Source organism: Microbacterium oleivorans, assembly GCF_023715745.1.
Lineage (GTDB): Bacteria > Actinomycetota > Actinomycetes > Actinomycetales > Microbacteriaceae > Microbacterium > Microbacterium oleivorans_D.
On record NZ_JAMBOV010000003.1, the window covers coordinates 321,483 to 347,533 of the forward strand.

Below are 26,051 nucleotides of genomic sequence, written 5' to 3' on the forward strand. Positions count from 1 at the left end.
CTAGAGTGAGGGCACCATGAAGGCTTCCAGGCGCGCCGTCCCCGACGCGGCCCGGCCGGGGTCTCTGGTCGCGGCACGGAGCATCATCGTCGCACTCGCGACGGCCTTCGTGAGCGCGTCAGGACTGTTCGCGCTGCTCGCCGGACGCGTCGCGCGACGCGTCGTGACACTGTCGGCTCGCGTGCCGGACACCACGCTCCTCGACGTCGACGTCGCAGCGCAGACGATCACCCTCTCGCGTTCGGACGACACAGCCCTGCCGGGCCGCTACGGCCTGTTCACGACCGGGACCCAGAGCTACATCAAGCTCGGGACCGTTCTGACGGCCGGGCCCGAGACGGTCACCCGCAAACTGCTGACGGAGATCGACGCGTCGGATCGCCTGGACGCGGCGGCGACGTTCAGCGGGTGGTACTTCTCCGACCCTGCAGAACTGCACCTGCCGTTCGAGCATGTCGCGATCACCACCTCGCTCGGTCCGTGCCCCGCATGGCTCTTCCCCGCGGATGACCCGAGCGACGTCTGGGCGGTACACATCCACGGCCGGGGGACGACGCGTGCGGAGACGCTGCGGGCCGTTCCGGTCCTCCACGCCGCGGGGATCACCTCGATCCTCACCTCGTATCGCAACGACGCGGACGCGCCTCGCAGCCGCGGAGGGAGTTCGGCCCTCGGAGCCACCGAGTGGCGGGACGTGGATCGCGCCATCGGGTACGCGCGCCGCGCGGGCGCCCGGCGGATCGTGCTCATGGGCTGGTCGATGGGCGGGGCGATCGCCCTGCAGCTGGCCGTGGGCTCCGCCCATCGCGACCTCATCGTCGGTGTCATCCTCGACTCACCCGTCGTGGACTGGCGTCGCGTACTGACGCATCATGCGGACCTCACCCGCATCCCGCGACCGCTCACGCGCCTGGCCCTCGCTGCGCTGACCCGGCCATGGGCCTCCACCCTGACCGGGGCCGCAGATCCGATTCCGTGGGGCCGGCTGGACGTCCTGACCCGCGCCGACGAACTGGTGGCACCGATGCTCATCCTCCACAGTTCCGGGGACGACTTCGTCCCGCCGGATGCGTCCCGCGCTCTGCGGGATCGACGCCCGGACCTCGTCACGCTCGACGAGTTCGAGGGAGCTCGCCACACGAAGCTCTGGAACTACGACGAAGAGCGGTGGACCTCGGACATCCGAGATTGGCTGACCGCGCAGGGGCTCACCGGCGACGCAGGCGCAGGTAGCTGAATCCGTCCTCGTCGACGAGCACGCCCGCGGGCGTCGTGTCGACGGCACGGGTGACGGGGAGGAACGGGCCGGCACTCGGCACGAGGCGCGGCGCCGCGGTCACGCAGTACTCGTCGATGACGTCCGCGGCGGCGAACTGTGCGGCGAGCGAAGGGCCGCCCTCGCACACGATTCGGCGGATGCCACGATCCTTCAGCGCGGCGAGGATCACGTCCACCCTCATCCGCTCACCCTCGGGGTCGACGTGCATGATCGTGACACCGCGGACGGGCGGAGGAGCGGCGGCGCCGGTCGGGAGGACGAGGATCACCTGATCGTCCGGGCCGTCGGCGGCGGGCTCGACGCGATGGCCGTCGAGATCACCCGAGCGCGAGACGATCACGAGGCGGGAGCGCCTCGGAAGGAGGTATCCCTCTGCGCGCACCGTCTGGGCACCGACGACGACGGCGTCGGCGCCGGTGCGGATCACGCCGAGGATGGTGCGATCGGCGCGGTTCGTCAGCGTGTCACTCGTGCCGTCGGGCCCGACCGCGGACCCCGTGAGCGAGGTGATCATGTTCAGCCGGACCCACTCCTCGCCCGCGGGCGCGTAGCGCTCGGCGAGCCACGCACGTCCTTCGGGGGTCGAGGCATCCACTCGTTCGCCGGTCGACGGCACCACCTCGGTCAGCCACACGCGGCCATCCTCGCACGGCGCACGCGCAGCGAAGGGGCTCTGCGCGGCGACTAGGCTGATCGCGTGCCCCTCACCTCCTCCGGAACCACGCACCTGAGCGAACGCGATCCGAAGGTGAGCGGCGCCGAGATGGTCGCCGCGCTCGTGCCCCCGCCGCAGTTCGACGAGGCGACTTTCGCGACCTACCGTGCAGACGACGCGTACCCGTCGCAGCAGGCGGCCAAGGACCTGCTCGAGGTCTTCAGCTCGGGCCGGCGCGCGCTTGCCGCCCGGGGTGGATTCTTCCGGCGCGCCAAGCGCGAGGCGCCCATGAAGCCGGGCGTCTACCTCGACGGCGGCTTCGGCGTCGGAAAGACCCACCTGCTCGCGGCGATCTACCACGCGATGCCGGCCCGCCGGAAATACTTCGGCTCCTTCATCGAGTACACGGCGCTCGTCGGCGCGCTCGGCTACCAGAAGACCGTCGAACTCTTCCGCGGCGCGGACCTGCTGTGCATCGACGAGTTCGAGCTCGACGATCCCGGCGACACGATGGTCATGACGCGACTCATCGCGGAACTCGTCCCCACCGGCACGAAGCTCGCCGCGACCTCGAACACGCCGCCGAACGCACTGGGGGAGGGGCGGTTCGCCGCGCAGGACTTCCTCCGCGAGATCCATGCGATGGCCGAACACTTCCAGACCATCCGGATCGACGGCACGGACTACCGGCAGCGCGCCGTCGACGGTCACGCGGTCGTCCTCGACGACGCCGCCTACGAGAGCGCGATGACGGATGCCGCGGCATCCGCTCTCGTGTCCGATGACGACTTCGGCGCCTTCATCCGGCACCTCGCCTCCGTGCATCCGTCGCGGTACATCCGCCTCATCGAGGGGATCGGGACCATCGGTCTGCGGAACGTGGTCGGCTTCGACGACCAGTCCGCCGCCCTGCGCTTCGTGGCGTTCGTCGACCGCGCATACGACGCGCAGATCCCGATCCGCGCCACCGGCGCTTCGCTCGATTCCGTGTTCCGCGAGGACATGCTCGCCGGCGGATACCGCAAGAAGTACCTCCGCGCCGTCTCCCGCCTGGTGGCTCTCACCCACTCATAAGGCGCATCACGCCTCACTCGCAGAGCCGGGAAACCTGATGTTTACCTGCCCGACCCGCTCGTAACCAGCACGAAACACAGATGGACCGCCCGGCGAAACTGGGCGCGTCGACACTGGGGACACCCGACGCTACACCTGCGTCCCTGCAGAGAGGTTCCCTTTCGAGATGGATCAAGGCAACACCGCATTCATACTCATCGCGGCGGCACTAGTCCTGCTGATGACTCCCGGTCTGGCGTTCTTCTACGGCGGACTCGTCAAGGCGAAGAGCGTCATCAGCATGATGATGATGTCGTTCGGTGCGCTCGGCCTCATCGGCGTCCTGTGGGTTCTCTACGGCTACGCGATCGCATTCCCGGGCGCTGAGGGCACGTTGGCCCCGTGGACGATCGACTGGGGCGCCACCGGACTCACCAACGTCCTCGAGCCCGCTGAGGGCGCCGGATACCCGCCGCTGGCGTTCGTCGCCTTCCAGGCCACATTCGCGATCATCACGGTCGCCCTCGTCTCCGGTGCGATCGCCGACCGCGCCAAGTTCGGTGCATGGATGATCTTCGCGGCCGTCTGGGCCACGGTCGTCTACTTCCCGGTCGCCAGCTGGGTGTTCAACTTCGGCCTCGCCGAGGACGGATCGTTCGCGTACGGCGGCTGGATCACCCACGGTCTGCAGGACGTGTTCGGCGTCGGTGCGATCGACTTCGCCGGTGGAACGGCTGTGCACATCAACGCGGGTGCTGCTGCTCTCGCGCTGGCTCTGGTCCTGGGCAAGCGCGTCGGCTTCCAGAAGGGTGTGCACGTCCCGCACAACCCGCCGTTCGTCCTCCTCGGCGCGGGGCTCCTCTGGTTCGGCTGGTTCGGTTTCAACGCGGGCTCCGAGCTCGCCGCGGACAACACCGCTGCCCTGGCCTTCGTGAACACCATCGCCGCTCCCGCCGCTGCTCTTCTCGCGTGGCTTCTCGTGGAGAAGATCAAGGACGGCAAGCCGACGTCCGTCGGCGCGGCGTCGGGTGCGGTCGCGGGCCTCGTCGCGATCACCCCCGCCTGCGGATCGCTCGACCCGATCTGGGCGATCGTCCTCGGCCTCATCGCCGGTGCCGTCTGCGCCCTCGCGATCGAGCTGAAGTTCAAGCTCGGATTCGACGACTCCCTCGATGTGGTCGGCATCCACCTGGTCGGTGGTCTCATCGGGACGCTGTACCTCGGGTTCTTCGCCCGCGGCACCGGCCTGTTCATGGGTGGGGATGCCTCGCAGCTGATCGTCCAGGCCATCGCCGCCTTCGCGGTGCTGATCTACTCGTTCGTTCTGGCGTACATCATCGGGTTCGCGATCGAGAAGACGATCGGCTTCCGCGTCAAGAACGAGGATGAGATCGCCGGTATCGACACGGTCGTCCACGGTGAGGCGGGCTACGTCCTGGCCGACGCCAAGGAGTGATCACGACGATCTGATCGTCCCGAAGGGGGCGTCGCGGATTATCCGCGGCGCCCCCTTCGTCGCGTCGCGACACGATCCTTGCGCGTGGGCGCTGTCGGCCCTAGGTTGGCGGGGAAGCGCTTTCCTGCGCATGTCGACGCGTCCGATGGAGGACGAGAGAGGACGAGGATGTCCCGCATCCGCACGACCACAGTCTGGGGCGCCGCCACCGCGTTCGTCCTGATCCTGACCGGGTGCGGCTCCGCCGGCTCCGGTGAGCAGGCAGAATACGACCCGGACGAGAAGGTGTCCCTCGACTTCGCATGGTGGGGGAACGACGACCGTGCCGCTCGGTACAACGAGCTCATCGCGGCGTTCAACGAGGAGTACCCGAACATCACGGTGAAGACGACGTTCACGGACTTCCCGAGCTATTGGGAGCAGCGGCAGGTCGAGGCGGCGAGCGGCAGTCTTCCGGACGTCTTCCAGTTCTCCGACAGCTACCTCCGTCAGTACGGCGAGAGCGGCGCGATCCTCGACCTGGCCGAAGTCGCTGACCAGATCGACTTCACGACGTTCGAGGATTCGCTCCTGAGCACGGGCCGCCTGGACGGTGTGCAGTACTCGCTCCCGACCGGGTACAGCCTGTGGGCGAACTTCGTGAACCAGGATCTGCTCGACGCGCAGGGGCTCGACCTTCCAGAGGCGGGTTCGAGCTTCGAGGAGTTCGACGACTGGCTTGCGGAGGTCACCGAGAAAACAGGGGGCGACCCGTTCGGTGGCACCGATTACACGCAGCGCATCCAGGTATTCGAGCTCCAGCTGCGCGCGGCAGGCAAATCGCTCTACACACCGGAGGGCGAGCTCGGCTTCACCGAGGAGGAGTTGAGCGACTTCTGGCAGTCGGGAGCGGGTCTGCGGGACGGAGTGACCATCCCGCAGCAACAGCTCGAGGAGATCAGTCCGGTCTCCGGCTTCGGGGCGACACGCACGATCTCGGAGATGAGTTGGAGCAATTTCCTGGGCGGCTACCTCGCGGATTCGGGAGCGTCGTCCATCGCGATCGTCGCCCCGCCGACCGCGGAGCCCGGTGCGAAGGACCTGTACCGGCAGGGTGGTCTTCAGGTGGCGATCTCCTCGCGCACCGAGCACCCCGAAGCCGCCGCCCTGTTCCTCGACTACGTGGTCAACAGCCCCGAAGCGGGTGAGATCTTCGGCACCACCCTGGGGTTCCCGGCATCCACCAGCAAGCTCGAGGGTGCGACGCTCGAGGGCCCGGACCAGCAGGTCGCCGACTACATCGAGTCCGTGTCGGACCGCATCGGTGACGCGCCCCCGGCGGCCGTGGTGGGCTACGGCTCCCTCGAGCAGAAGTTCTGGGATCTCGGAAAGGAGCTCGGTCTCGGAACGAAGACCGTGGATGCCGCGGTGAGCGAGTTCTTCGCCGAGGCGGAGGTGATCCTCGCCAACTGAGGAACTGCATCGCCGGTCCGCGCCGTCCACACGGCGACGGCGCGGAGCGGCGATGTCAAGGCCCTCCGGGCGGTGCACGCCGATCCGTACGTTGCGTCGCATGTCCGCGGCCGCCGATCGTCCCACCTCCACCCTGCTCGTCATCCACCGCCTGGCCGAACTCGCCGCACTGGTGCGTTCCAGCCCAGGCCTTCACGTGCGATGGTCCGAAGGGCCCGGGCAGGATGCGGAGCGCACGAGCATCGACGCCGAGAGCGGGCTCCGATTGCCGGGACTCTCGGTCAATCCGCTGGACGCCGAAGGGTGGTGGACCCGCCCGCTCGAGGATTGGCTCGCGCGCCAGCTGTCGCAGTATCGGCACCTGCAGGACGAGAACCCGGACCGCTTCGCGTGGATCCTGCGGGGTGAGTTCGCCGGTCGGGGTCCCGACTGTGAGCCGCTGCTTTCGGATCCCGAAGCGGTCGCGATCCTCGACGAGCAACTGCTGCAGGAAGCGGAGGACCGCTACCGCGGCGAGTTCGACGCGGGTCGGGGGCCGGAGGGATGAGGACCTCGACGCACTGGGTCGAGGATCGTCCCGGCTTCTTCCGGATGACAGTGGCGGCCACGAACTGCTACTTGATCCGGGATGCCGACGGCGTGACACTCGTGGACGCCGGACTGCCGGCGACGGGGAAGGTCCTCGACGCCCTCCTGGGCGATCTGGGCCTGCGACGCCGCGACATAGATGCCGTCCTCCTCACGCACGCGCACTTCGACCACGTCGGGCTCGCCCGCGGACTGCGGGCGACGGGGGTCCCCGTGCGTGTTCACCCGGGGGATCGTCGGCTGGCGCGGCATCCGTACCGTTATCGTCCGTCGGTCGCTCGGATCCCGTATCTCCTCACCCACCCCGGCGGGCTTCCTGTGATCGGTCGTATGGCCGCGGCGGGCGCGCTGGCCGTGCGCGGCGTGGAGGCGGAGTCGTCCATTCCGTCCCGCGGAGTCCTGGACGTGCCTGGCCGTCCCAGCGTTGTGCACACACCTGGTCACACCGATGGGCACTGCGCCTTCTTCTTCGCGACGCGTGGCGTCCTGCTGTCGGGCGACGCGCTCGTCACGCTGGATCCGTATACCGGCAAGCGCGGTCCGCAGATCGTTGCGAATGCGGCGACGAAGGATGCAGCGACCGCGCTGCGCTCCCTCGACGCGCTCGAGGCGACCGAGGCGGGCGTGGTGCTGACGGGGCATGGGGACCCGTGGATCTCGGGGATCGCCTCAGCTGCTCGACGGGCCCGGGTCGTCGGTTCACACTGATCCGGACAAGAGCGAAGCCCCGGTGGTCTGAGACCTGCCGGGGCTTGTTCGGTGGGCGATGCCGGACTCGAACCGACGACCTCTTCCGTGTGAAGGAAGCGCGCTACCAACTGCGCCAATCGCCCGAATGACACTCGGGCCGATGTCCGAGCATACCGGATCCCGAGGCTCCGGCCGAACCGCTGGACGCCCACTCGGGTGACACGCGCGGGGCGTGCTCGGTTTTGCGCTGGCGCCGGAATCGTCTAATGTTTAACGAGTGCCGGAGAGATCCGGAACGAAATGCGGATGTAGCGCAGTGGTAGCGCATCACCTTGCCAAGGTGAGGGTCGCGAGTTCGAATCTCGTCATCCGCTCGAGTGTGGGGATCTTCCTCCGGGGAGATCGCGTCACGTGGGTCAAACCACACACGGTGGCGTGGCCGAGTGGCTAGGCAGCGGCCTGCAAAGCCGTCCACACGGGTTCGAATCCCGTCGCCACCTCCACTCCACAACTCAACAGCCTTCACAGGCGCGATTGGCGCAGCGGTAGCGCGCTTCCCTGACACGGAAGAGGTCACTGGTTCGATCCCAGTATCGCGCACAGACAAACCCCCGGTCATCCGGGGGTTTTTGTTTTCCGAGGGCGGCCGTGAAGGTGGGTGCGGGGGCCGATTCGGAACGTCGTGCAGATTGTGTGTTCGCTCCGCTGTCCCCGGAACGAAACGTCAACGAAGCCGGTGGCGTCGGCTACGTCAAGCCGATTCGCTTGCGGGGCCGCTCGGCTCGGCCGTCCGCAAATGGGTCAATGGGAATGGCGGTCACCATGCCTGGAGAGGCAGGATCTGGACAGCTCCATAGAGGGGAGCGCGCCGCGCGTGCCGTGCCGCTTCGTCTGCGTCGGCGCACTCGATCAGGTAGTAACCGACACCGTGTCCTCGTGGTCGGTCACGGAGTCCGTCGAGGACGTGGCGCTGGCCGGACCTCTTGCAAGGTCGGTCACGATCGAACGACCGGTTCCATCCTCGAATTGACCTGAGGCCACGTACACGCCCGCTTCCTTGAGCGAGTCTGTGTACGTCACCCAAGCCTCATAGTCCGCCGCGGAACCGCCGCCGCTGTAGCTGCCGTCCGAACGCATGAGAAGCGTCGTCTTCATGTGAGCACCCTTCGTGCAGCTACTGTGACAGCCCTGCCCCGGCGAATCCATAGCGAGAACCTGCGGCCGGCCTCTGGGCACGATTGTGAGCGCGGATCGGAGGGATCGAAGCGTCTTGCTCCCGTCGGGGCCTAGTCGCGGCGACGGGCCCGCTCCGCGCGGATGAGCAGCACCCCGATGATCGCAAGCGCTGTGAGCAGAGGGATCGATGGATCCATGGAGGTTCCGTGTAAAACGGACGCCCATGTCGCGTCGCCGCCATCCACCATCGTGCGGACCACCGAACCCCTGTGTCGTTCCCCCGAAGACATAGTCAACACGCTAGACCAATGCGGGTGCATGAAACTGTGTTGAGGCTGAATGGCTGGCGGTGATGGGTCGTCCTCGAGGATCGACCGCGTGATCGAGATGGCCTCTCCGATCCGCAGGCGAAGGAACGTTGAGTCCTTGACCGTGTCGAAATATCGTTCTTGACCACTGCGCGCGTGGTCGCGCGTGCCGGCGGTCCGACCGAATGGCGGGAAAAGACCACCTGCCCCTGGGGGTCAGCCGGCGGCAGCGACCGTCTCCGACTCAGGTACCTCGTGGAGGCCAGCAGGGGAGTTGGCGGCGGACATGAGCCGCTCGACCCACGCGTGGTTCAGCGTGATGCGGGTGTCGCTGCGCCGGCGGAACGCGAGGCTCGATGCGCGGTTCATCCAGACGGTCGTGCGGCCTGCGCCTTCACCCGCGGCACGAGACCAGGTGAAGAGGAACGCCTCACCCCGCCGGAGCTTCGCGTAGATGACGGCTTCGAGGTGAGCGAGAGTGCGATCGTCGATGTCGAATCGCGTCGTGCTGTTGTAGGCGAGGAGTCCCATGGAACCGACCCTGGTCGAGGCGTACAAAAGGGCGGAGCTGCGGTCTCCACGCTCATCATCTCATCCGTGTGCAGCTTCTCTGTGCAGCATCCGGACGTGTCATATGGTCGTCACAGCCCGCTGAGAGAATGCGGGCATGACCACCGCGCGGATCATCGTCCTCTTCGTGCTCGCCGCCGTCGCTGAGATCGGCGGTGCGTGGCTCATCTGGCAGGCGGTGCGCGAGAACCGCGGCTGGTGGCTCGCGCTGCTCGGGATCATCGCGCTGGGTGCGTACGGCTTCGCAGCCGCGCTGCAACCCGATGCGCACTTCGGACGCGTGCTCGCGGCGTACGGGGGAGTGTTCGTCGCCGGGTCGCTCGCCTGGGGGATCGTGGTCGACGGCCTCCGGCCCACCGTCTGGGACTACGTCGGCTCGGGTGTCACCCTGATCGGGGCCGCAATCATCATCTTCGCGCCGGTGGTGACCGACGCCGTCGACGGATGACCGCGACCCCGGGAGGTCTCAGGGGACGATGACCGCGCGTCCCCGGACCTTTCCGTCGGCGAGCGCCTCGTAGGCCGCAGGGCCGTCGTCGAGGGAGTACCGCTGCACCTCGACGGACACCTGACCCGACCGGGCGAGCTCGAGCACCTCGATCAGCTCGCTGCGCGAGCCCCAGTACGGGATTCGCAAGGCGGCGTCATACGCAATGGATCCGAAGCCGACGTGGGCCGTGCCCCCGCCGATCCCGACGATGGTGACGTCGGCGTCGACGGCCGCGGCGGCGACCGCCGTGGCGATGGTGGGTTCCGCACCCACGAAGTCGAACACCGCGTTCGCGCCGAGCCCGCCGGTGAGGTCGCGGATGGCGTCGACTGCGCGGTCGTCACTCAGGACGGCGTGGTGCGCGCCGACCTCGCGCGCCAGCGCCAGCTTCTCGTCGTTCACGTCCAGCGCGATGACCGTCGTCGCCGACACCGCGCGCAGGATCTGGATCGCGACGTGGCCGAGACCGCCCGTCCCGATCACGACAGCGGTCGTGCCGGCGCCCAGCTTCGGCAAGGAGGTCTTGATGGCGTGATACGGGGTCAGACCGGCGTCCGTCAGCGAGACGTTCCTCACGGGGTCGAGGTCTCCGAGCGGCACGAGGTGACGCGCGCTGTCGACGATCATGTACTCCGCCATCGACCCCGGGGCTCCCAGGCCGGGAGGCATGATGCCCTCGGCCTGCGCGTTCGTGCAGTAGTTCTCCTTGCCCTGCGCACAGTTGCGGCACCGCCCGCATCCCCAGGGTCCGTAGACGGCGACGGCGTCCCCGATCTGCAGGTGCTCGACGCCCTCGCCGAGTTCCTCCACGATCCCCGCTCCCTCATGCCCGAGCGTCAACGGCAGCGGGTACCCGGCGGCGGTGTACTCCTCCTCGCTGAGACCCATCACGAACTCGTCCGAGTGACAGACTCCCGCTGCGGTGACCTTGAGCAACACCTGACCCGGCCCGGGCACCGGCTTCTCGATCTCGACGACCTCGGGGTGGGAACCTATGCGCGTGTATTGAAGTGCCTTCATGTGCGGCACGCTACGCCTTACGGACCCCCCGCGGCAGGCCCCTGCGGGCCGGCGACCCGGGCGATAGGATCCCGCCATGGCCCACCTCGTCCTCACTGTCGTCGGCGACGACCGTCCCGGTCTCGTCAACGCTCTCGCCGCGCAGGTCTCGGCCTCCGGCGGCAACTGGGAGCGCAGTGAACTCGCCGAGCTGGCAGGGGCCTTCGCCGGCATCGTGCTCGTCTCCATCGACGACGACCGCGAAGCGGATCTCGTCGCGGCGCTCGAAGGACTCGACGGGATGCTGCGCGTCACCGTCCACGGCGGGCGACTCGCCGCCGCACGGGAGCCTGTCGAGCGGTCGATGGAGGTCACGGTTCTCGGCAACGACCGCCCCGGGATCGTCCGCGACGTGACGGCGGCGATCGCCGCGCACGCGCTCAGCATCGACACGTTCCGCAGTCGCACGCTCGACGCGCCCATGGCGGGTGGGACGCTGTTCGAGGCGATTGTCGCGTTCCGCGTGCCGGCCGGGGCGGATGCCGCACCGGTGACGGCCGCGCTGGAGGAGCTCGCCGGCGAGATCCAGGTGGACCTCACCGTCGCCTGACGTGCTCCACCTCGACGAGATCCGTGCGCGGCTGCGAGCCGCCGCAGATCCGGAGCAGGCCGCCGGCCAGCAGGCCTACATGAAGTCGACCCTCCCGTTTCTCGGGGTGCGCGTCCCGGAGACCCGTCGGATCGCACGCGCCGCGGTCGCGGGGGAAGCCGATGCCGCGCGCGTCCTCGCCGACGCGAGGGAGCTGTGGGATGCGGCATCCCATCGCGAGGAGCGGTACGCGGCCATGATGCTGCTCGCCGCCCCGCCCGCCCGCGCGGACCTTCGGATCGTGCCGCTCGTCGAACACATGGTGCGGACGGGGCGCTGGTGGGACATCACCGACGAGCTGAGCGGGCGCATCCGGGAGCTCCTCGACGAGCATCCGCGTGACGGTGAGGCGCTCGTACGCGGGTGGTGCGTGAGCGAGGAGCTGTGGCTGCGACGCCTCGCCGTCCTCAGTCAGCTCGGTCGCCGCGAGCGGACTGATCTCCGCCTTCTGTCGGATGTCCTGGAGCAGAACCTCCACGACCCTGAGTTCTTCATCCGGAAAGCGATCGGGTGGGCCCTCCGAGACGCCGCGCGGGCCTACCCGGAGTGGGTGTCGGCGTACGTGTCGGCGCACGCGCTCAGCCCGCTCAGCCGCCGCGAGGCGTTGAAGCACCTCTGATCAGCGCAGCAGCAGCGGGACCGTGGCGGCGGCGACCACGAGCGGGGCCCCGACGAGCCCCCATGTGACGAATCGGCGCCACGGCAGGTGTACGCCTGCGGCGACGAGCCGTTGGTGCCACAGCAGCGTGGCCAGAGACGCCCACGGGGTGATCAGCGGCCCGGCGTTGACACCGATCAGCAGCGCCGCGAGCCGCTCCGGCGTTCCGGCGGCGGATTCGAGGAGGAGGTACGCCGGCAGGTTGTCGAGGGCGTTCGCGGTCACGAGCGCCGTCCCTGACATCCGCAGCAGGTCGAAAGGCTGCGACCCGGCACCGGCGACCGCCGTGGCGACCTGCCCCGAGCCCCACGCCTCGAGGGCGGCCACCGCCGAGAACAACCCCGCCGCGAAGACGAGCAGCGACCACGGCACCAGTCGGAGCCCGAGCGCCTTCGGCGAGCGCCACGCGAACAGTCCGATCAGCGCGAGCGCGGCCGCTGTCGCGGGGATCCACGGCTCGACCCCGCTGACCAGGAGCGGCAGCAGGGCGACGACGATGACGGATGCCGCGATGAGTTGCAGGCGGTCGCTCACCCGTGGCGGCGGCGCGACCGGGAAGGTGCCGACCAGCGAGCGCCGGTGGAAGGCCCACAGGAGGGCGACGGTGACGAGGACGGCGACGGCCGCCGACGGGCCCAGCAGGAGGACGAACGATGCCGGATCGGCGGCACCCGGCATCCGCGCCAGGGCGAGCAGGTTCGTGAGATTCGACACCGGCAGCAGGAGGGACGCCGTGTTCGCTAGCCACACGGTGGTGAGGGCGAAGGGGAGGGGTGGGAGGCCGTTCGCGCGGGCGACGGCGATCACGACGGGGGTGAGGAGCACCGCCGTCGTGTCGAGCGAGAGGAAAGCGGTGGTGACGATCGCGAGGGCGACGACGAGGAGCCACAGGACGGCGGTGCGGCCCCGGGACAGTCGTGCGAGCCAGGACGCCGTCACGTCGAACACCCCGGCCTTGGCGGCGAGCTCGGCCACCACCGTCACGGCGACGACGAACGCGAGGATCGGGAGGACGCGCTCGGCGACGGTGCCGAGGTCGGAGAGGGGCAGGATGCCGGTGGCGGCGGCGACGATCGCGCCCACGAGCAGGACGACCCCCGCGAGAGCGAGCTTCACGGCATCCATCATCGCCCCTCGTGGCAGGCCAGTAGACTCGCAGGATGCAGAACAGCCGGGTGTCCCACATCACCGGCACGCGAACGCCGCGGGCCTGAGCGGGCGGAGCGCGTACAGCGCTCGAAGCTGAGTCACCTCGATCCGAGCCACCTTCTGGAGATCCTCCTTGTCTGATCCGATCGCCCCGGCGGACGTCGCCCTCCCCGCCGACGGTTTCGCCCTGTTCCCCGACCGCTCCGTCGTCGCCCTGCGCGTCGACGGCGAGCTGAAGGACCTCGCCACGGTCGTGGACACGCTTCAGGGCGTGGAGCCGGTCACCGTGTCGAGCCCCGACGGGCTGAACATCCTGCGCCACTCGACGGCCCACATCCTCGCGCAGGCCGTGCAGCGCGTGCGCCCCCAGGCGAATCTCGGCATCGGTCCGCCGGTCACCGACGGCTTCTACTACGACTTCGGTGTCGAGGAGCCGTTCACTCCGGAGGACCTCAAGGCCATCAAGAAGGAGATGGAGCGCATCGTTCGCGAGGGGCAGCGCTTCGTCCGTCGTGTCGTCACCGACGACGAGGCGCGCGCTGAGTTCGCCGACGAGCCGTTCAAGCTCGAGCTCATCGGGCTCAAGGGCGGCACGAAGGAGGCAGCCGAGGGCGCGTCCGTCGAAGTCGGCGCGGGTGAGCTCACGATCTACGACAACGTCACCCGGGACGGCGAGACCGCGTGGAAGGATCTCTGCCGCGGACCGCATGTCCCGAACACGCGGATGGTCGGCAACGGATGGGATCTGACCCGGATGGCCGGCGCCTACTGGCGCGGCAGCGAGAAGAACCCGCAGCTGCAGCGCATCTACGGCACCGCGTGGCCGTCGAAGGACGAGCTGCGGGCCTACCAGCACCGCCTGGAGGAGGCCGCCAAGCGCGATCACCGCAAGCTCGGCAAGGAACTCGACCTCTTCTCGTTCCCTGACGAGATCGGCTCGGGCCTGAGCGTCTGGCACCCCCGTGGCGGTGTGGTCCGCGGTGAGATGGAGCAGCATGCGCGCCGCCGCCACATCGAGGGCGGGTACACCTACGTGTACACCCCGCACATCTCGAAGGAGGACCTGTTCCTCACCTCGAACCACCTCGTGACCTACAAGGACGGCATGTTCCCTCCGATCGTCATGGACGAGGAGAGGGATGCCGACGGGAACGTCACCAAGCAGGGCCAGGACTACTACCTGAAGCCCATGAACTGCCCGATGCACATCCTCATCTACAAGGAGCGTGCGCGCAGCTACCGGGACCTGCCCCTCCGGTTCGCCGAGAACGGCACCGTCTATCGCAACGAACTCTCCGGTGCCCTGCACGGGCTCACGCGCGTGCGCGGCTTCACCCAGGACGACTCGCACCTGTTCGTGACTCCCGACCAGCTGGAGGCGGAGGCGACCCGTGTCCTCGAGTTCGTCATCTCGATGCTCCGCGACTTCGGTCTCGAGGAATTCGAGCTCGAGCTGTCGATGCGTGACGACGAGAAGGAGAAGTGGATCGGGAGCGACGAGTTCTGGCAGTACTCGACCGATGCGCTCCGCAACGTCGCCCTCGCGAGTGGTCTGAAGCTGACGGAGGTTCCCGGCGAGGCGGCCTTCTACGGCCCGAAGATCGACCTGAAGACGAAGGATGCGATCGGACGCACCTGGCAGCTGTCGACGGTGCAGGTCGACCCGAACCTGCCCGAGCGCTTCGGGCTCGAGTACACCGGACCGGATGGCGAGAAGCACCGCCCGATCATGATCCACCGGGCCCTGTTCGGTTCGATCGAGCGCTTCTTCGCGATCCTGCTCGAGCACTACGCAGGGGCGTTCCCCGTGTGGCTCTCTCCGGTGCAGGTCGTGGGCATCCCCGTCGCCGAGCAGTACGGCGAATACCTCGACGAGATCGTCGGTCGGCTGCGTGCGCGGGGCGTGCGAGCCGAGGTCGACCACTCCGACGACCGCATGCAGAAGAAGATCCGCACGCACACCACCCAGAAGGTGCCGGTGCAGCTGATCGCGGGAGAGCAGGACCGGTCGGCCGGCACCGTCTCGTTCCGATTCCGCGACGGCTCCCAGACCAACGGCATCCCCGTCGACGAGGCGATCGACAAGATCGTCGCGGCGATCGCGGACCACACCCTCGTCAACACCGCCGCGGACCTGACATGACGGACGACAACCGCCGGGTCGAGGACTCCGCCGAGCTGGCAGGCGTGCCTGACGAGTTTCAGCGACTGTGGACGCCGCATCGGATGGCGTACATCCAGGCGGGCCCCGAGCCGCTGAAGCACGACTGCCCGTTCTGCGCTGCTCCGGCGAAGACCGACGACGAAGGCCTCATCGTCGCGCGCGGCGAGACCGCCTACGTCCTTCTGAACCTGTTCCCGTACAACTCGGGACACCTGCTGGTCTGCCCTTACCGTCACTTCGCGACGTACGACGACGCGACCCCGGAGGAGGTCGCCGAGATCGGCGCGCTGACCCAGGTGGCGATGAGAGTGCTGCGGACGGTCGCGAAGTGCGACGGGTTCAACCTCGGCATGAATCAGGGCACGGTCGCCGGCGCCGGTGTGGCCGAGCACCTGCACCAGCATGTCGTGCCGCGCTGGGCGACGGACGCGAACTTCTTCCCGATCATCGCCAAGACGAAGGCGCTGCCGCAGTTGCTCGGCGAGGTTCGGCAGGCCGTGGCCGACGGCTGGCCCGTCATCTGACGAGCCGGCCGTCCTGCCTCGTCAGCGGACCTGCGTGACCTCGAACTGCATGCGCGGGTGGGCGTAGGCCTCCTGGGCCTCGATGAGCTGCAGCTCGCGCGAACCGGCGTCGTAGGTCTGCTGCAGCAGGTCGAAAACACTCGACGTCGTCCGCGCGAGGGCGTCGGCCGCGTCGCCGCTCCGGCGGAAGTGCGCCGTGAACAGTGCCGCTGTGACGTCGCCCGAGCCGTTCGCCTTCATCGGGATGTGGGGTGTGCGGACGATCCACGCACCGTCGTCGGTGACCGCGAGCATCTCGATCGTGCCCTCGGGACGGTCGGGTCGCTCGACGCTCGTGACGAGCACGGTCGACGGACCAATGGCCCGGGCCGCATCCACCGACTCGAGGGTCGACGCGAGGTCGGAGGGCTCCGTGCCGGTGAGGAAACCGAGCTCGAACTGGTTCGGCGTGATGAGGTCCGCGGCGGGGACGACGCGCTCGCGGAGCAGGATCGGGATGGCGGGGGCCACGAAGCATCCGCTCTTCGCATTGCCCATCACGGGGTCGCACGCGTAGATGGCGGAGGGGTTCGCGGCCTTCACACGCGCGACGGCGTCGAGGATGACGTCGCCGATCCCCTCGCCGCCCTGGTAGCCGGAGAGGACTGCGTCGATCTCGCCGAACGCGCCGCGTTCCTCGATCCCGGTGATGACATCGGCGACGTCCTGCGGGCTGATGAGCGGGCCGCGCCACGCGCCATACCCGGTGTGGTTCGAGAAGTTGACGGTGTAGACGGGGTACACCTCGACGCCGATGCGTTGCAGGGGGAACACGGCGGCGGAGTTCCCGACGTGCCCGTAGGCGACGGCGGACTGGATGGAGAGGATCTTCACGGGGCGGTGCTCGCTTCCGGTGAGGGCGCGATCGCTCGCGCCGAGGCGGCGACATCGGCGGCCAGGCGCGCGAGGTCGAGGTCGGACAGGTCGTGGACGGTCAGCCGCAGCCGGTGGGTCGCGTCCTGATCGGCGAGGACGAACTCGTCTCCGGGACGGGCGAGCCAGCCGCGACGCATGAGCTGCTCCGCCACGGCGCGCGCCGGTGCGGGGAGGGGCACCCAGACGCTCAGCCCGTCACCGGCGGTCGTCGGCAGACCGACGCGCGACAATTCCGCCGCGAAGGCCTCGTTGCGCGACCGGTAGTGACGCGCGGCGTCCTGGACCCGCGTCAACACGGCGTCGTCGGAGACGAGCGTGAGCACGAGGCGCTGCAGCAGGTGGCTCACCCAGGTGGATCCGGGACTGAGCCGGCGGGCGAGGCGTTCCGCGGTCTCGGAGTCGCTCGCCGTGACGGCCAGGCACATGTCGGGACCGAGGAACTTCGACACGGATCGGATCAGGGCCCATCGATGGTGGCTCGGTCCGATGATCGAGTGGTACGGCTCCCTCGACAGCATGGAGAAGTGGTCGTCCTCGATCACCAGGACGTACGGATGCCGCTCGAGTACCGCGCGCAGCTCCGCCGCGCGCTCGGCGGTGAGGCTGACGCCGGTGGGATTCTGCGCGCGGGGTGTGCAGACGATAGCGCGCACACCGGCCTCGAGCGCCGCACGGAGGCCCGCGACGGTCATCCCCTGCTCATCGACGGGGATGGGGACCGGCCGGTACCCGCCTATCCGCACCGTGCGGAGCGCGGAAAGGAAGCAGGGGTCCTCGAGCCCGACGGCGTCGTCACGGGTCAACGCGTCGGCGAAGAGACGCTCGAGCGCGTCGACGGCGCCACCGGTGATGGTGAGGCGAAGGTCGTCGCGTCCCGGGAGGTCCGTGCCGATCCAGTGCGACGCCCACGCGTAGAGATCCGGGTCGATCGTCGGCTCGCCGTAGAGCACCGGGCGTCCCGCGAGGCTCGACAGGGCGTGCGAGGGGTCCGGGATGAGCGTCGGATCCGGGTTGCCTGTTCCGATGTCGCGCAGGACCGTGTCGGCCGCGAAGCCCTCCTGCGCCGGATCGGATCGCGGCGAGACGCGCGTGCCGGCGCGCCCCGCGGTCTCGACCGCCCCTGCGGCCGCGAGCTGACGGTAGGCGGCGACGACCGTGTTGCGGTTGACGCCGACGATCTCGGCGAGCGCGCGGACGGAGGGGAGTGCGGCCCCGGGTGCGAGATCACCCCGGTCGATGAGGGCGCGGATGCTGTCGGCGATCTCCGCAGCGGTCTCGCCGCCGATCGGGACACCGTCTGCCATAGGGACGAGTCTATGTCCGAGTCATGGTAACTTTTGGCCTATGCCAACGAACACGACGGGGACCGCACGCGTCAAGCGCGGCCTCGCAGAGATGCTCAAGGGCGGCGTCATCATGGACGTCGTCACCGCCGATCAGGCGAAGATCGCGGAGGACGCCGGCGCCGTCGCCGTCATGGCGCTCGAGCGCGTGCCGGCCGACATCCGAGCCCAGGGCGGTGTCGCGCGCATGAGCGACCCCGACCTCATCGACGACATCATCGCCTCGGTCTCGATCCCCGTGATGGCGAAGGCGCGCATCGGGCATTTCGTCGAGGCCCAGGTGCTGCAGGAGCTCGGGGTGGACTACATCGACGAGTCCGAAGTGCTCTCGCCCGCTGATTACGTGAACCACATCGACAAGTGGGGCTTCACGGTTCCGTTCGTCTGCGGCGCGACCAACCTCGGTGAGGCCCTGCGACGCATCACCGAGGGCGCTGCGATGATCCGCTCCAAGGGCGAAGCGGGCACGGGTGACGTCTCGGAGGCGATGAAGCACATCCGCAAGATCCGCGGCGAGATCGCCGCCCTCGCGGCCCTGCCCAAGGACGAGCTGTTCGTCGCGGCCAAGGAGCTGCAGGCGCCGTATGAGCTCGTGGCCGAGGTCGCGGAGACGGGCGCCCTGCCCGTCGTCCTCTTCGTCGCCGGCGGTGTGGCGACGCCCGCGGATGCCGCCATGATGATGCAGCTCGGCGCCGACGGGGTGTTCGTGGGCTCCGGCATCTTCAAGAGCGGCAATCCTGCGGAGCGGGCAGCCGCGATCGTGAAGGCGACGACGTTCTACGACGACCCGAAGGTGGTCGCGGACGTGTCGCGCGGGCTGGGTGAGGCGATGGTCGGGATCAACGTGTCCGACCTGGCCGCGCCCCACCGCCTCGCCGAGCGGGGCTGGTGACCGCGCCGCGCGTCGGCGTCCTCGCGCTTCAGGGCGACGTGCGGGAGCACACCCGCGTGCTCAGGGGGCTCGGCGCCGACGTCGTCCCGATCCGTCGGCCGGAGGAGCTCGCTCTGGTCGAGGGGGTCGTGCTCCCCGGCGGCGAGTCGAGCGTGATCGACAAGCTCTCACGGGCCTTCGGCATGCGTGAGCCGTTGATATCCGCGATCGATGCAGGGATGCCGGTGCTCGGCACGTGTGCCGGCCTCATCCTCCTCGCCGACCGACTCGTCGACGGGATCGAGGGGCAGCAGACGTTCGGCGGTCTGGATGTGACGGTGCGCCGGAATGCCTTCGGTGGTCAGGTCGAGTCGTTCGAGACGGAGCTGGACGTGCCGTCGATCGGCGAGCCGACGGTGCGCGCGACCTTCATCCGGGCCCCCGTGGTGGAAGACGTCGGACCTGCCGCGGAGGCGATCGCCACCCTGTCGGACGGGCGGGTCGTCGGCGCCCGACAGGGCGCGGTCATCGGTCTGTCCTTCCACCCGGAACTCGACGCCGAGACGCGTTTCCACGAGATGTTCCTGGCGAGCATCCGTGACGCGTAGCGGCCCTCCGTCGGCGCGGTCGTAGACTGGCACCTGCGCTTTTTCCGAGAGGAGTCCCGTGAGCGGACATTCCAAGTGGGCCACCACGAAGCACAAGAAGGCCGTCATCGACGCCCGCCGTGCGAAGTCGTGGGCGAAGCTCATCAAGAACATCGAGGTCGCCGCCAAGCTGGGCGGGGCCGACCTGCAGGGCAACCCCACCCTGTTCGACGCCGTCCTGAAGGCGAAGAAGACGTCGGTCCCGAAGGACAACATCGACCGCGCGATCAAGCGCGGTGCAGGCATCGGCGGCGAGTCGGTCGAGTACACCTCGATCATGTACGAGGCCTACGGGCCCAACGGCGTGGCGCTCATGGTGGAGTGTCTGACCGACAACAAGAACCGAGCCGCTGCGGAGGTCCGCACCGCGCTGACCCGCAACGGCGGCACGCTCGCCGATCCCGGCTCCGTCGCCTACAACTTCACGCGCAAGGGCGTCATCGTCGTCGCCGGCGAGGGGACGACCGAGGACGACCTCATGATGGCGGCACTCGAGGCCGGCGCCGAGGAGATCGAGCCGCGCGCCGAAGGCTTCGAGGTCGTGACCGAGGCATCCGACCTCGTCTCGGTGCGCACCGCGCTGACCGACGCCGGCATCGAATACGACTCGGCCGACGTCGAGTTCGTCCCGAACCTCAAGGTCGAGATCGACGCCGAGACCGCGCGCAAGATCTTCCGCCTCATCGACGCACTCGAGGACAGCGACGACGTGCAGAACGTGTACGCCAACTTCGACCTCACGCCGGAGGTCCAGGCCGAGCTCGAGACCGACGACGAGGACTGACGACACAGGCGCGCCGACGAGCGGATGCCGCACCTCCCGCCTAGCGTGGGGGAGTGGCATCCGCTCTTCGCGTCCTCGGGGTCGACCCGGGACTCACCCGCTGCGGCGTGGGGGTCGTCGACGTGCGCGCCGACCGGTCCGCGTCGCTGGTGCACGTCGGTGTCGTGCGGTCCTCCCCGGATGCGCCGATCGAGCAGCGGCTGGCGAGCATCGCGGCGGGCATCCGCTCGGTCATCGCCGAGCACGGTCCCGACGTGCTCGCGGTCGAGCGCGTCTTCGCCCAGCAGAACCGCAGCACTGTGATGGGCACGGCGCAGGCCAGCGGCATCGCCCTGTTGCTCGCAGCCGAACACGGCCTGCCTGCCGCGACCCACACACCCTCGGAGGTCAAGGCGGCGATCACGGGCTACGGCAACGCCGAGAAGCTCCAGGTGCAGACGATGGTGGCACGCGTGCTCCGGCTCGACGCTCTGCCGCAGCCGGCGGATGCCGCCGACGCCCTCGCGCTCGCCCTGTGCCACGCCTGGCGACGCGGCGCGTCCGCCGCGCCCGCGACAGCGACCCTCACTCCGGCCCAGCGGGCGTGGGCCGCCGCCGAGAAGGCGTCGCGTCGCTGAGGGCGGACGCGGCGGGGGTCCTCCGTGTCGGGTGTGTCGCTCGAACATAGGTCCGAACGCTCGTCTAGGCTCGACCCATGATCTCCTCGCTGCGCGGCCGTGTGCTGCACCTCGAACCGGACTCGGTCGTCATCGACGTGCACGGGGTCGGGTACTCGGTCGCCGTAACGGCGCAGCACGCGCGTCAGCTCCACCTCGGTGACGAGGTCTTCGTCCACACCTCGATGATCGTCCGTGAGGACGCCATGCTGCTGTTCGGGTTCGAGGACCGATCCGAGCTCGACGTGTTCGGGCACCTGCTGAGCGTGTCCGGGGTGGGTCCCAAGTCCGCGCTCGGCGTGCTCTCGGCGCTCACGGTCGATCAGATCGCCGGCGCGGTCGCCGACGAGGACGACGCTCCCTTCCGTCGTGTCTCGGGTATCGGCCCGAAGACCGCGAAGCTGATCGTCGTGCAACTCGCGGGCAAGCTCACGGCGCCGACCCGCACGACGCCGGGCGCGCCCGCGGCTCCGGGACTCGGCGTCCAGCTCACCGCCGCGCTCGTCGCCCTCGGATGGAGCGAGCGCGTCGCGAGCGAGACTGCGGAGAACGTGCTGTCGGAGGCGCCGGGGGGTGCCTCCGTGCCGGCGCTGTTGAAGCTGGCGCTCGCCCACCTCGGCCCGGCGCGGGCGGAGCGCACCGGTGTCTGACGCCCGCGACCAGCGTCTGCCCGAGGACGAGACCGAGCTCGCCGTCGAAGGCGCGCTGCGCCCCGGATCGCTCGCCGAGTTCATCGGCCAGATGAAGGTGCGCGGACAGCTCCAGTTGCTGCTGGACGCCGCTCGCATCCAGCAGCGGCCCGCGGACCACATCCTGCTCTCCGGGCCTCCGGGTCTCGGCAAGACCACCCTCGCCATGATCGTCGCGCACGAGAGCGAGCGTCCGTTGCGGATGTCGAGCGGTCCGGCGATCCAGCACGCGGGCGACCTCGCGGCTCTTCTGTCGAGCCTGGTGCCCGGCGAGGTGCTCTTCATCGACGAGATCCACCGCATGGCGCGATCGGCCGAGGAGATGCTGTACCTCGCGATGGAGGACTTCCGCGTCGACATCATGGTCGGCAAGGGAGCCGGGGCCACCAGCATCCCGCTCGATCTCGCACCGTTCACGCTCGTCGGTGCCACGACGCGGTCGGGGCTGCTGCCGAACCCCCTGCGCGACCGCTTCGGATTCACCGCCCACCTCGAGTACTACGAGCCGATCGAACTCGAGCAGGTCATCGCCCGTTCAGCGGTGATGCTCGATGTCGATCTGCCGGCGGCATCCCGTGCGGAGATCGCGCGCCGGTCGCGGGGCACACCGCGCATCGCGAACCGGCTGCTCCGCCGGGTGCGCGACTACGTCGTCGTGCACGGGGGGTCGTCGACCCAGGCGACCACGACGGACGTGTCAGCGGCGCTCGACCTCTACGACGTCGACGACCTGGGGCTGGACCGACTCGACCGCGCCGTCCTCGACGCGTTGGTCCGACGCTTCCGCGGCGGTCCCGTCGGGCTCAACACCCTCGCGGTCACGGTGGGGGAGGAGGCCGACACGATCGAGTCCGTCGTCGAGCCCTACCTCGTCCGCATCGGGTTCATGGGGCGCACGCCCCGTGGTCGGGTCGCGACCCCCGAGGCCTACGCTCACCTGGGCATCCCCCGCCACGACGGGGCGCTGACCCTCGATGACCTATAATCGCTGAAGGCTTCGGCCTCCCACCCTCTTCGCCGCATCGCTGCGGCGTGCCCACCCGAAAGGCGGACACCCGTTCATGTTGCTTCTCTCCCAGCAGAACACCACGCAGGCAACCGGAGGCAACTTCTTCACGGACTACGGCCTGCTCATCCTGCTGGCAGGTCTGCTCGTCTTCATGTTCATCAGCTCGCGTCGTCGCACGAAGCGGATGAAGGAGGAGCAGGAGAAGAAGGCCCTGCAGATGGTGCCCGGCGTGAAGGTCCTTCTTCAGGGCGGTCTCTACGGCACGATCGTCGAGTACGACCCGACCGACCTCTCCAAGCCCGCCCACGTCGAGCTCGCCCCGGGAACGGTCGTCGAGGTCCACAGCCAGGCGATCCTGCGCGCCGTCGAAGAAGAGGAGCCGGAGGTCGATGAGACCGAGCAGGTTCCCGGCGACGACGTGATCGTCTCGCGCGACGAGACCGATGCGGAGATCCGTCCCGTCGACGGTACGCCCGACGCGGACGACAAGCCCAAGGCCTGACCTCCCCGCTCCGGCGGCCCCTCACGAAAGTTCCCTCCGTGGCTTCATCCACTCCCGTCCGCCGCGCGTGGCGCGCTCTGATCGGACTCCTGGCCCTCACGGCCGTCCTCTTCGGCGTGAACGCCGCCGGCGTGTACCTCTTCGAGCGGAGTTCCTGGGTCCCGGAACTGGCGCTCGATCTGCAGGGCGGCACGCAGATCATCCTCCAGGCGCAGACGGAGGACGGCGCACAGCCCACCGCCGATCAGATGCAGCAGGCCGTCTCGATCATCCGTCAGCGAGTGGATGCCTCTGGTGTCGGCGAGACCGACATCACCACGCAGGCGGGCAACCAGATCGTGGTGCAGCTCCCGGGCATCGCGGATGAGGAGACGCGCGACCGGATCGGCCGGTCGGCGCAGATGCAGCTGCGCGCCGTGCTGTACACGGCCGCCCCGAGCAACACCTTCGTGGGCGAGGACGGCAACGAGACGCCGTATCCGACCCCGGGCCCCTCACTGAACGCGACACCCACACCGTCGCCGACCGATGGCAGCGACCTGTCCTGGGCGACCGAAGAGGTCCAGGCCGAGTTCCTCGCATACGACTGTGCGAATCCCGCGAACGACCCTGCGCAGCAGCCGGCCGGCGAGCCGCTCATCACGTGTGACGCCGACGGTTCGGCGAAGTACCTCCTGGGCCCCGTCGAGCTGGATGGGTCAGCGATCTCCGACGCGACGAACGGTCTGAACTCGCAGAACGGTCAGTGGGCCGTCAACATCGTCTTCGACAGCGCCGGGACCGAGACCTTCGGCGAGATCAGCCAGCGCCTGTTCAACCTGCAGTCGCCCCAGAACCAGTTCGCCTTCGTGCTCGACGGCGAGGTCATCTCCGCTCCCTCGATGAACGCCGTCATCACCGACGGCAAGCCGCAGATCACCGGCAACTTCGATCAGGACACGTCGAAGACGCTCGCCGACCAGCTCAAGTACGGTGCCCTTCCGCTGAGCTTCGAGGTCCAGAGCAGCAACGCGATCTCCGCCACTCTGGGTTCACAGCAGCTGCTCATCGGTCTCGTCGCGGGCCTCATCGGTCTCGCGCTCGTCGCCGTGTACTCGCTCGTCGTCTATCGCGCGCTCGGTTCCGTCATCATCGCGTCGCTCGCGGTGATGGGCATCCTCACGTACATCACGCTCTGCATCCTCGCGTGGCGGATGGGCTTCCGGCTGTCCCTCGCGGGTGTGGCGGGCCTCATCGTGACGATCGGCTTCACCGCCGACTCGTTCATCGTCTACTTCGAGCGCATCCGCGACGAGCTCCGCGATGGCAAGTCGATCACGAGCGCCGTCGAGGACGGGTGGGCGCGGGCGAAGCGGACCATCTACATCTCCAAGTCCATCAACATCCTCGCCGCCGTCGTGCTCTACATCCTCGCCGACGCGACGGTGAAGGGCTTCGCGTTCACGCTGGGTCTCACGACCGTGATCGACGTGCTCATCTTCGTGCTCTTCACGCACCCGGTCCTGCAGCTGCTGGCCCGGACGAAGTTCTTCGGCGGCGGGCACAAGCTGTCCGGGCTCGACCCGACCGCTCTCGGCGCGGTGTACCGCGGTCGTGCGCAGTTCCGCGCACCGGTCGCCGCCGGCGGCAAGTCGCAGGCCGAGAAGCGCTCCTCGCGATCGCGGAGCGAGGCGGTGCGCCGTCAGACGATCGCCGAGCGCAAGCTCGCGCAACAGAGCGGCGATACCCGCTCGGCAGGGGAGGGGGACGACTGATGCGTTCCATGAACGATTTCGGCAACGACCTGTACACCGGGAAGGTCTCCTTCCCGTTCGTCGGCCGCCGGCGGCTGTGGTTCCTCATCGCCGCGATCCTCGTGATCGGCTCGGCGCTCGTTCCGGTCTTCCGTCCCATCCAGTTCTCGATCGAGTTCACCGGTGGATCGCAGTTCACCGTCAACGACGTCGCCTCTCCGGATCAGCTGCGCGCGACCGATGCGGTGCAGTCAGTGGTCCCGGATGCCGCGACCCGCGTCACGACGGTCGGCGACGACAGCCTGCGCATCCAGACCGACCAGCTGGGTGAACTGGAAACGCGCGAAGTCACCGATGCGCTCGTGTCGACGTTCGGGGTGTCTGAGGAGAGCGTCAGCTCGTCCTTCATCGGTCCGAGCTGGGGCGAGAGCGTGACGCGGCAGTCCCTCTGGGGCCTCGTCATCTTCCTCGTTCTGACGTTCCTCATCCTGGCGCTCTACTTCCGGACGTGGAAGATGTCCGTCGCCGCGATGATCGGTCTCGTCGACGTGCTCGTCGTCACCGTCGGGGTCTACGCGCTGTTCGGGTTCGAGATCTCGCCCGCGGCGGTCATCGGCTTCCTCACGATCCTGTCCTACTCGCTGTACGACACGACCGTCGTGTTCGACAAGATCCGCGAGAACACGTTCGAAGACGGCGAGAAGTCGGGTCGCACCTTCGGCGAATCGGTCAACCTCGCGGTGAACCAGACCCTCGTCCGCTCGATCAACACCACCGTCGTCGCCGTCTTGCCGACCGGTGCGATCCTGTTCATCGGTGCCCTGTGGCTCGGGGCGCAGACGCTGACCGACATCTCCCTCTCGATCTTCGTCGGCACGATCGTCGCCGCCTACTCGACGCTGTTCGTCGCAGCCCCGCTTTACTCGCTGCTGCGGGAGAACGAGTCCGAGCTGAAGGCACGGGATCAGCGCGTGATCGAGGCCCGTTCGGCCGCCGTCGCCGCGGTCTGAGCCGGATGCGCGCGGGCGTAGGATTGACCTCC

Annotated in this window: 27 protein-coding genes and 4 tRNA genes; 23 read left to right on the forward strand and 8 right to left on the reverse strand. The window is 68.7% G+C overall.

Features of this window, described 5'->3' with window-relative positions; all coding sequences use genetic code 11:
* The first annotated feature begins 16 nt into the window (after nt 1-16).
* On the forward strand, nt 17-1,237 hold the full coding sequence (locus M3190_RS09485) for an alpha/beta hydrolase family protein (protein ID WP_251580716.1): 1,221 nt from the start codon (nt 17-19) through the stop codon (nt 1,235-1,237).
* Here the strand turns inward: M3190_RS09485 and M3190_RS09490 are convergent.
* Entirely contained in the window at nt 1,209-1,913 is a 705-nt protein-coding gene (locus M3190_RS09490) for a dihydrofolate reductase family protein (protein WP_251580717.1), read from the reverse strand. The two genes, M3190_RS09485 and M3190_RS09490, sit on opposite strands and share 29 nt — an antisense overlap.
* Before the next feature lie 63 nt (nt 1,914-1,976).
* Here M3190_RS09490 and zapE point away from each other — a divergent pair, with 63 nt between their 5' ends.
* The 5 genes from zapE (at nt 1,977) to M3190_RS09515 (ending at nt 7,191) form a co-directional block, all read left to right on the forward strand.
* Nucleotides 1,977-3,008: a cell division protein ZapE gene (gene zapE, locus M3190_RS09495; protein WP_251580718.1), complete on the forward strand. Its 1,032-nt coding sequence runs from the start codon at nt 1,977-1,979 to the stop codon at nt 3,006-3,008.
* A 166-nt stretch (nt 3,009-3,174) separates the two neighbouring features.
* A complete protein-coding gene (locus M3190_RS09500; protein WP_251580719.1) occupies nt 3,175-4,443 on the forward strand; it encodes an ammonium transporter in 1,269 nt (422 codons plus the stop codon).
* A gap of 168 nt (nt 4,444-4,611) precedes the next feature.
* Complete coding sequence (locus M3190_RS09505; protein ID WP_251580720.1) at nt 4,612-5,895, forward strand: ABC transporter substrate-binding protein; 1,284 nt, start codon at nt 4,612-4,614, stop codon at nt 5,893-5,895.
* A 100-nt stretch (nt 5,896-5,995) separates the two neighbouring features.
* The gene (locus M3190_RS09510; RefSeq protein ID WP_251580721.1) at nt 5,996-6,442 is read left to right on the forward strand and encodes a DUF6098 family protein; all 447 of its coding nucleotides are present in this window, start codon (nt 5,996-5,998) and stop codon (nt 6,440-6,442) included.
* Nucleotides 6,439-7,191, forward strand: coding sequence for an MBL fold metallo-hydrolase (locus tag M3190_RS09515; protein ID WP_251580722.1), 753 nt, complete (start codon nt 6,439-6,441; stop codon nt 7,189-7,191). Before M3190_RS09510 ends, M3190_RS09515 begins: the two co-directional genes overlap by 4 nt.
* 52 nt (nt 7,192-7,243) lie before the next feature.
* On the opposite strand, the gene M3190_RS09520 is transcribed toward M3190_RS09515, so the two are convergent.
* Nucleotides 7,244-7,316, reverse strand: a tRNA-Val gene (locus M3190_RS09520).
* A 159-nt stretch (nt 7,317-7,475) separates the two neighbouring features.
* Between M3190_RS09520 and M3190_RS09525 the strand changes: the two genes are divergently transcribed.
* From M3190_RS09525 to M3190_RS09535, 3 genes are all read left to right on the forward strand, one after another.
* Nucleotides 7,476-7,547: transfer RNA gene (locus M3190_RS09525), tRNA-Gly, on the forward strand.
* A 55-nt stretch (nt 7,548-7,602) separates the two neighbouring features.
* Nucleotides 7,603-7,676 (forward strand) — tRNA-Cys (locus tag M3190_RS09530).
* Between the two features lie 25 nt (nt 7,677-7,701).
* Nucleotides 7,702-7,773, forward strand: a tRNA-Val gene (locus M3190_RS09535).
* 309 nt (nt 7,774-8,082) lie between these two features.
* Here the strand turns inward: M3190_RS09535 and M3190_RS09540 are convergent.
* Nucleotides 8,083-8,328, reverse strand: coding sequence for a hypothetical protein (locus tag M3190_RS09540; RefSeq protein WP_251580723.1), 246 nt, complete (start codon nt 8,326-8,328; stop codon nt 8,083-8,085).
* A gap of 545 nt (nt 8,329-8,873) precedes the next feature.
* Nucleotides 8,874-9,188 (reverse strand): DUF7882 family protein, encoded by a 315-nt coding sequence (locus M3190_RS09545; protein ID WP_251580724.1) that lies wholly within the window; start codon nt 9,186-9,188, stop codon nt 8,874-8,876.
* A gap of 136 nt (nt 9,189-9,324) precedes the next feature.
* On the opposite strand from M3190_RS09545, the gene M3190_RS09550 reads away from it, so the two are divergent.
* Entirely contained in the window at nt 9,325-9,675 is a 351-nt protein-coding gene (locus M3190_RS09550; protein ID WP_251580725.1) for a YnfA family protein, read from the forward strand.
* Between the two features lie 18 nt (nt 9,676-9,693).
* Here the strand turns inward: M3190_RS09550 and M3190_RS09555 are convergent, their stop codons facing one another.
* Nucleotides 9,694-10,737 (reverse strand): NAD(P)-dependent alcohol dehydrogenase, encoded by a 1,044-nt coding sequence (locus tag M3190_RS09555; RefSeq protein ID WP_251580726.1) that lies wholly within the window; start codon nt 10,735-10,737, stop codon nt 9,694-9,696.
* Nucleotides 10,738-10,813: 76 nt separating this feature from the next.
* Here M3190_RS09555 and M3190_RS09560 point away from each other — a divergent pair, with 76 nt between their 5' ends.
* Together M3190_RS09560 and M3190_RS09565 are read left to right on the forward strand one after the other, a co-directional pair.
* Entirely contained in the window at nt 10,814-11,326 is a 513-nt protein-coding gene (locus tag M3190_RS09560; protein ID WP_251580727.1) for a glycine cleavage system protein R, read from the forward strand.
* A 1-nt stretch (nt 11,327) separates the two neighbouring features.
* Entirely contained in the window at nt 11,328-11,984 is a 657-nt protein-coding gene (locus tag M3190_RS09565) for a DNA alkylation repair protein (protein ID WP_251580728.1), read from the forward strand.
* Here M3190_RS09565 and M3190_RS09570 read toward each other — a convergent pair whose 3' ends face one another.
* Nucleotides 11,985-13,151, reverse strand: coding sequence for an SLC13 family permease (locus M3190_RS09570; protein WP_251580729.1), 1,167 nt, complete (start codon nt 13,149-13,151; stop codon nt 11,985-11,987). It lies immediately after the preceding gene.
* A 154-nt stretch (nt 13,152-13,305) separates the two neighbouring features.
* Here M3190_RS09570 and thrS point away from each other — a divergent pair, with 154 nt between their 5' ends.
* Nucleotides 13,306-15,315: a threonine--tRNA ligase gene (thrS, locus tag M3190_RS09575; RefSeq protein ID WP_251580730.1), complete on the forward strand. Its 2,010-nt coding sequence runs from the start codon at nt 13,306-13,308 to the stop codon at nt 15,313-15,315.
* Nucleotides 15,312-15,860: an HIT family protein gene (locus tag M3190_RS09580; protein ID WP_251580731.1), complete on the forward strand. Its 549-nt coding sequence runs from the start codon at nt 15,312-15,314 to the stop codon at nt 15,858-15,860. Before thrS ends, M3190_RS09580 begins: the two co-directional genes overlap by 4 nt.
* 21 nt (nt 15,861-15,881) lie before the next feature.
* On the opposite strand, the gene pdxY is transcribed toward M3190_RS09580, so the two are convergent.
* The gene (gene pdxY / locus M3190_RS09585; RefSeq protein WP_251580732.1) at nt 15,882-16,733 is read right to left on the reverse strand and encodes a pyridoxal kinase PdxY; all 852 of its coding nucleotides are present in this window, start codon (nt 16,731-16,733) and stop codon (nt 15,882-15,884) included.
* Nucleotides 16,730-18,079, reverse strand: a complete 1,350-nt coding sequence (locus tag M3190_RS09590; protein WP_251580733.1) for an aminotransferase class I/II-fold pyridoxal phosphate-dependent enzyme — start codon at nt 18,077-18,079, stop codon at nt 16,730-16,732. Before M3190_RS09590 ends, pdxY begins: the two co-directional genes overlap by 4 nt.
* Before the next feature lie 40 nt (nt 18,080-18,119).
* Here M3190_RS09590 and pdxS point away from each other — a divergent pair, with 40 nt between their 5' ends.
* The 9 genes from pdxS to secF all read left to right on the forward strand — a co-directional run bounded on the left by pdxS (nt 18,120) and on the right by secF (nt 26,019).
* A complete protein-coding gene (gene pdxS, locus M3190_RS09595) occupies nt 18,120-19,010 on the forward strand; it encodes a pyridoxal 5'-phosphate synthase lyase subunit PdxS (protein WP_251580734.1) in 891 nt (296 codons plus the stop codon).
* Nucleotides 19,007-19,597 carry a pyridoxal 5'-phosphate synthase glutaminase subunit PdxT gene (gene pdxT, locus M3190_RS09600; protein ID WP_251580735.1) on the forward strand — a complete coding sequence of 197 codons (591 nt, stop codon included), beginning with the start codon at nt 19,007-19,009 and terminating at the stop codon, nt 19,595-19,597. Before pdxS ends, pdxT begins: the two co-directional genes overlap by 4 nt.
* Nucleotides 19,598-19,655: 58 nt before the next feature.
* Nucleotides 19,656-20,420, forward strand: coding sequence for a YebC/PmpR family DNA-binding transcriptional regulator (locus M3190_RS09605; protein ID WP_251580736.1), 765 nt, complete (start codon nt 19,656-19,658; stop codon nt 20,418-20,420).
* 53 nt (nt 20,421-20,473) lie between these two features.
* The gene (gene ruvC, locus M3190_RS09610) at nt 20,474-21,037 is read left to right on the forward strand and encodes a crossover junction endodeoxyribonuclease RuvC (RefSeq protein ID WP_251580737.1); all 564 of its coding nucleotides are present in this window, start codon (nt 20,474-20,476) and stop codon (nt 21,035-21,037) included.
* A 77-nt stretch (nt 21,038-21,114) separates the two neighbouring features.
* Complete coding sequence (gene ruvA, locus M3190_RS09615; RefSeq protein WP_251580738.1) at nt 21,115-21,726, forward strand: Holliday junction branch migration protein RuvA; 612 nt, start codon at nt 21,115-21,117, stop codon at nt 21,724-21,726.
* Nucleotides 21,719-22,750, forward strand: coding sequence for a Holliday junction branch migration DNA helicase RuvB (gene ruvB / locus M3190_RS09620; RefSeq protein ID WP_251580739.1), 1,032 nt, complete (start codon nt 21,719-21,721; stop codon nt 22,748-22,750). The genes ruvA and ruvB overlap by 8 nt, the downstream gene beginning before the upstream one ends.
* 76 nt (nt 22,751-22,826) lie before the next feature.
* On the forward strand, nt 22,827-23,276 hold the full coding sequence (locus tag M3190_RS09625; protein WP_251580740.1) for a preprotein translocase subunit YajC: 450 nt from the start codon (nt 22,827-22,829) through the stop codon (nt 23,274-23,276).
* 38 nt (nt 23,277-23,314) lie between these two features.
* Nucleotides 23,315-25,030, forward strand: a complete 1,716-nt coding sequence (gene secD / locus M3190_RS09630) for a protein translocase subunit SecD (protein ID WP_251580741.1) — start codon at nt 23,315-23,317, stop codon at nt 25,028-25,030.
* On the forward strand, nt 25,030-26,019 hold the full coding sequence (secF, locus tag M3190_RS09635) for a protein translocase subunit SecF (RefSeq protein ID WP_251580742.1): 990 nt from the start codon (nt 25,030-25,032) through the stop codon (nt 26,017-26,019). The genes secD and secF overlap by 1 nt, the downstream gene beginning before the upstream one ends.
* The last annotated feature ends 32 nt before the right edge of the window (nt 26,020-26,051 follow it).

Excerpts from the sequence above, each read along its gene's own strand:
- M3190_RS09485 (WP_251580716.1), top strand. The coding sequence starts at position 17 with ATGAAGGCTTCCAGGCGCGCCGTCCCCGACGCGGCCCGGCCGGGGTCT.
- M3190_RS09500 (WP_251580719.1), top strand. The coding sequence starts at position 3,175 with ATGGATCAAGGCAACACCGCATTCATACTCATCGCGGCGGCACTAGTC.
- M3190_RS09505 (WP_251580720.1), top strand. The coding sequence starts at position 4,612 with ATGTCCCGCATCCGCACGACCACAGTCTGGGGCGCCGCCACCGCGTTC.
- M3190_RS09510 (WP_251580721.1), top strand. The coding sequence starts at position 5,996 with ATGTCCGCGGCCGCCGATCGTCCCACCTCCACCCTGCTCGTCATCCAC.
- M3190_RS09515 (WP_251580722.1), top strand. The coding sequence starts at position 6,439 with ATGAGGACCTCGACGCACTGGGTCGAGGATCGTCCCGGCTTCTTCCGG.
- M3190_RS09540 (WP_251580723.1), bottom strand. The coding sequence starts at position 8,328 with ATGAAGACGACGCTTCTCATGCGTTCGGACGGCAGCTACAGCGGCGGC.
- M3190_RS09545 (WP_251580724.1), bottom strand. The coding sequence starts at position 9,188 with ATGGGACTCCTCGCCTACAACAGCACGACGCGATTCGACATCGACGAT.
- M3190_RS09550 (WP_251580725.1), top strand. The coding sequence starts at position 9,325 with ATGACCACCGCGCGGATCATCGTCCTCTTCGTGCTCGCCGCCGTCGCT.
- M3190_RS09555 (WP_251580726.1), bottom strand. The coding sequence starts at position 10,737 with ATGAAGGCACTTCAATACACGCGCATAGGTTCCCACCCCGAGGTCGTC.
- M3190_RS09560 (WP_251580727.1), top strand. The coding sequence starts at position 10,814 with ATGGCCCACCTCGTCCTCACTGTCGTCGGCGACGACCGTCCCGGTCTC.
- M3190_RS09570 (WP_251580729.1), bottom strand. The coding sequence starts at position 13,151 with ATGATGGATGCCGTGAAGCTCGCTCTCGCGGGGGTCGTCCTGCTCGTG.
- M3190_RS09580 (WP_251580731.1), top strand. The coding sequence starts at position 15,312 with ATGACGGACGACAACCGCCGGGTCGAGGACTCCGCCGAGCTGGCAGGC.
- M3190_RS09590 (WP_251580733.1), bottom strand. The coding sequence starts at position 18,079 with ATGGCAGACGGTGTCCCGATCGGCGGCGAGACCGCTGCGGAGATCGCC.
- pdxS (WP_251580734.1), top strand. The coding sequence starts at position 18,120 with ATGCCAACGAACACGACGGGGACCGCACGCGTCAAGCGCGGCCTCGCA.
- ruvA (WP_251580738.1), top strand. The coding sequence starts at position 21,115 with ATGATCTCCTCGCTGCGCGGCCGTGTGCTGCACCTCGAACCGGACTCG.
- M3190_RS09625 (WP_251580740.1), top strand. The coding sequence starts at position 22,827 with ATGTTGCTTCTCTCCCAGCAGAACACCACGCAGGCAACCGGAGGCAAC.
- secF (WP_251580742.1), top strand. The coding sequence starts at position 25,030 with ATGCGTTCCATGAACGATTTCGGCAACGACCTGTACACCGGGAAGGTC.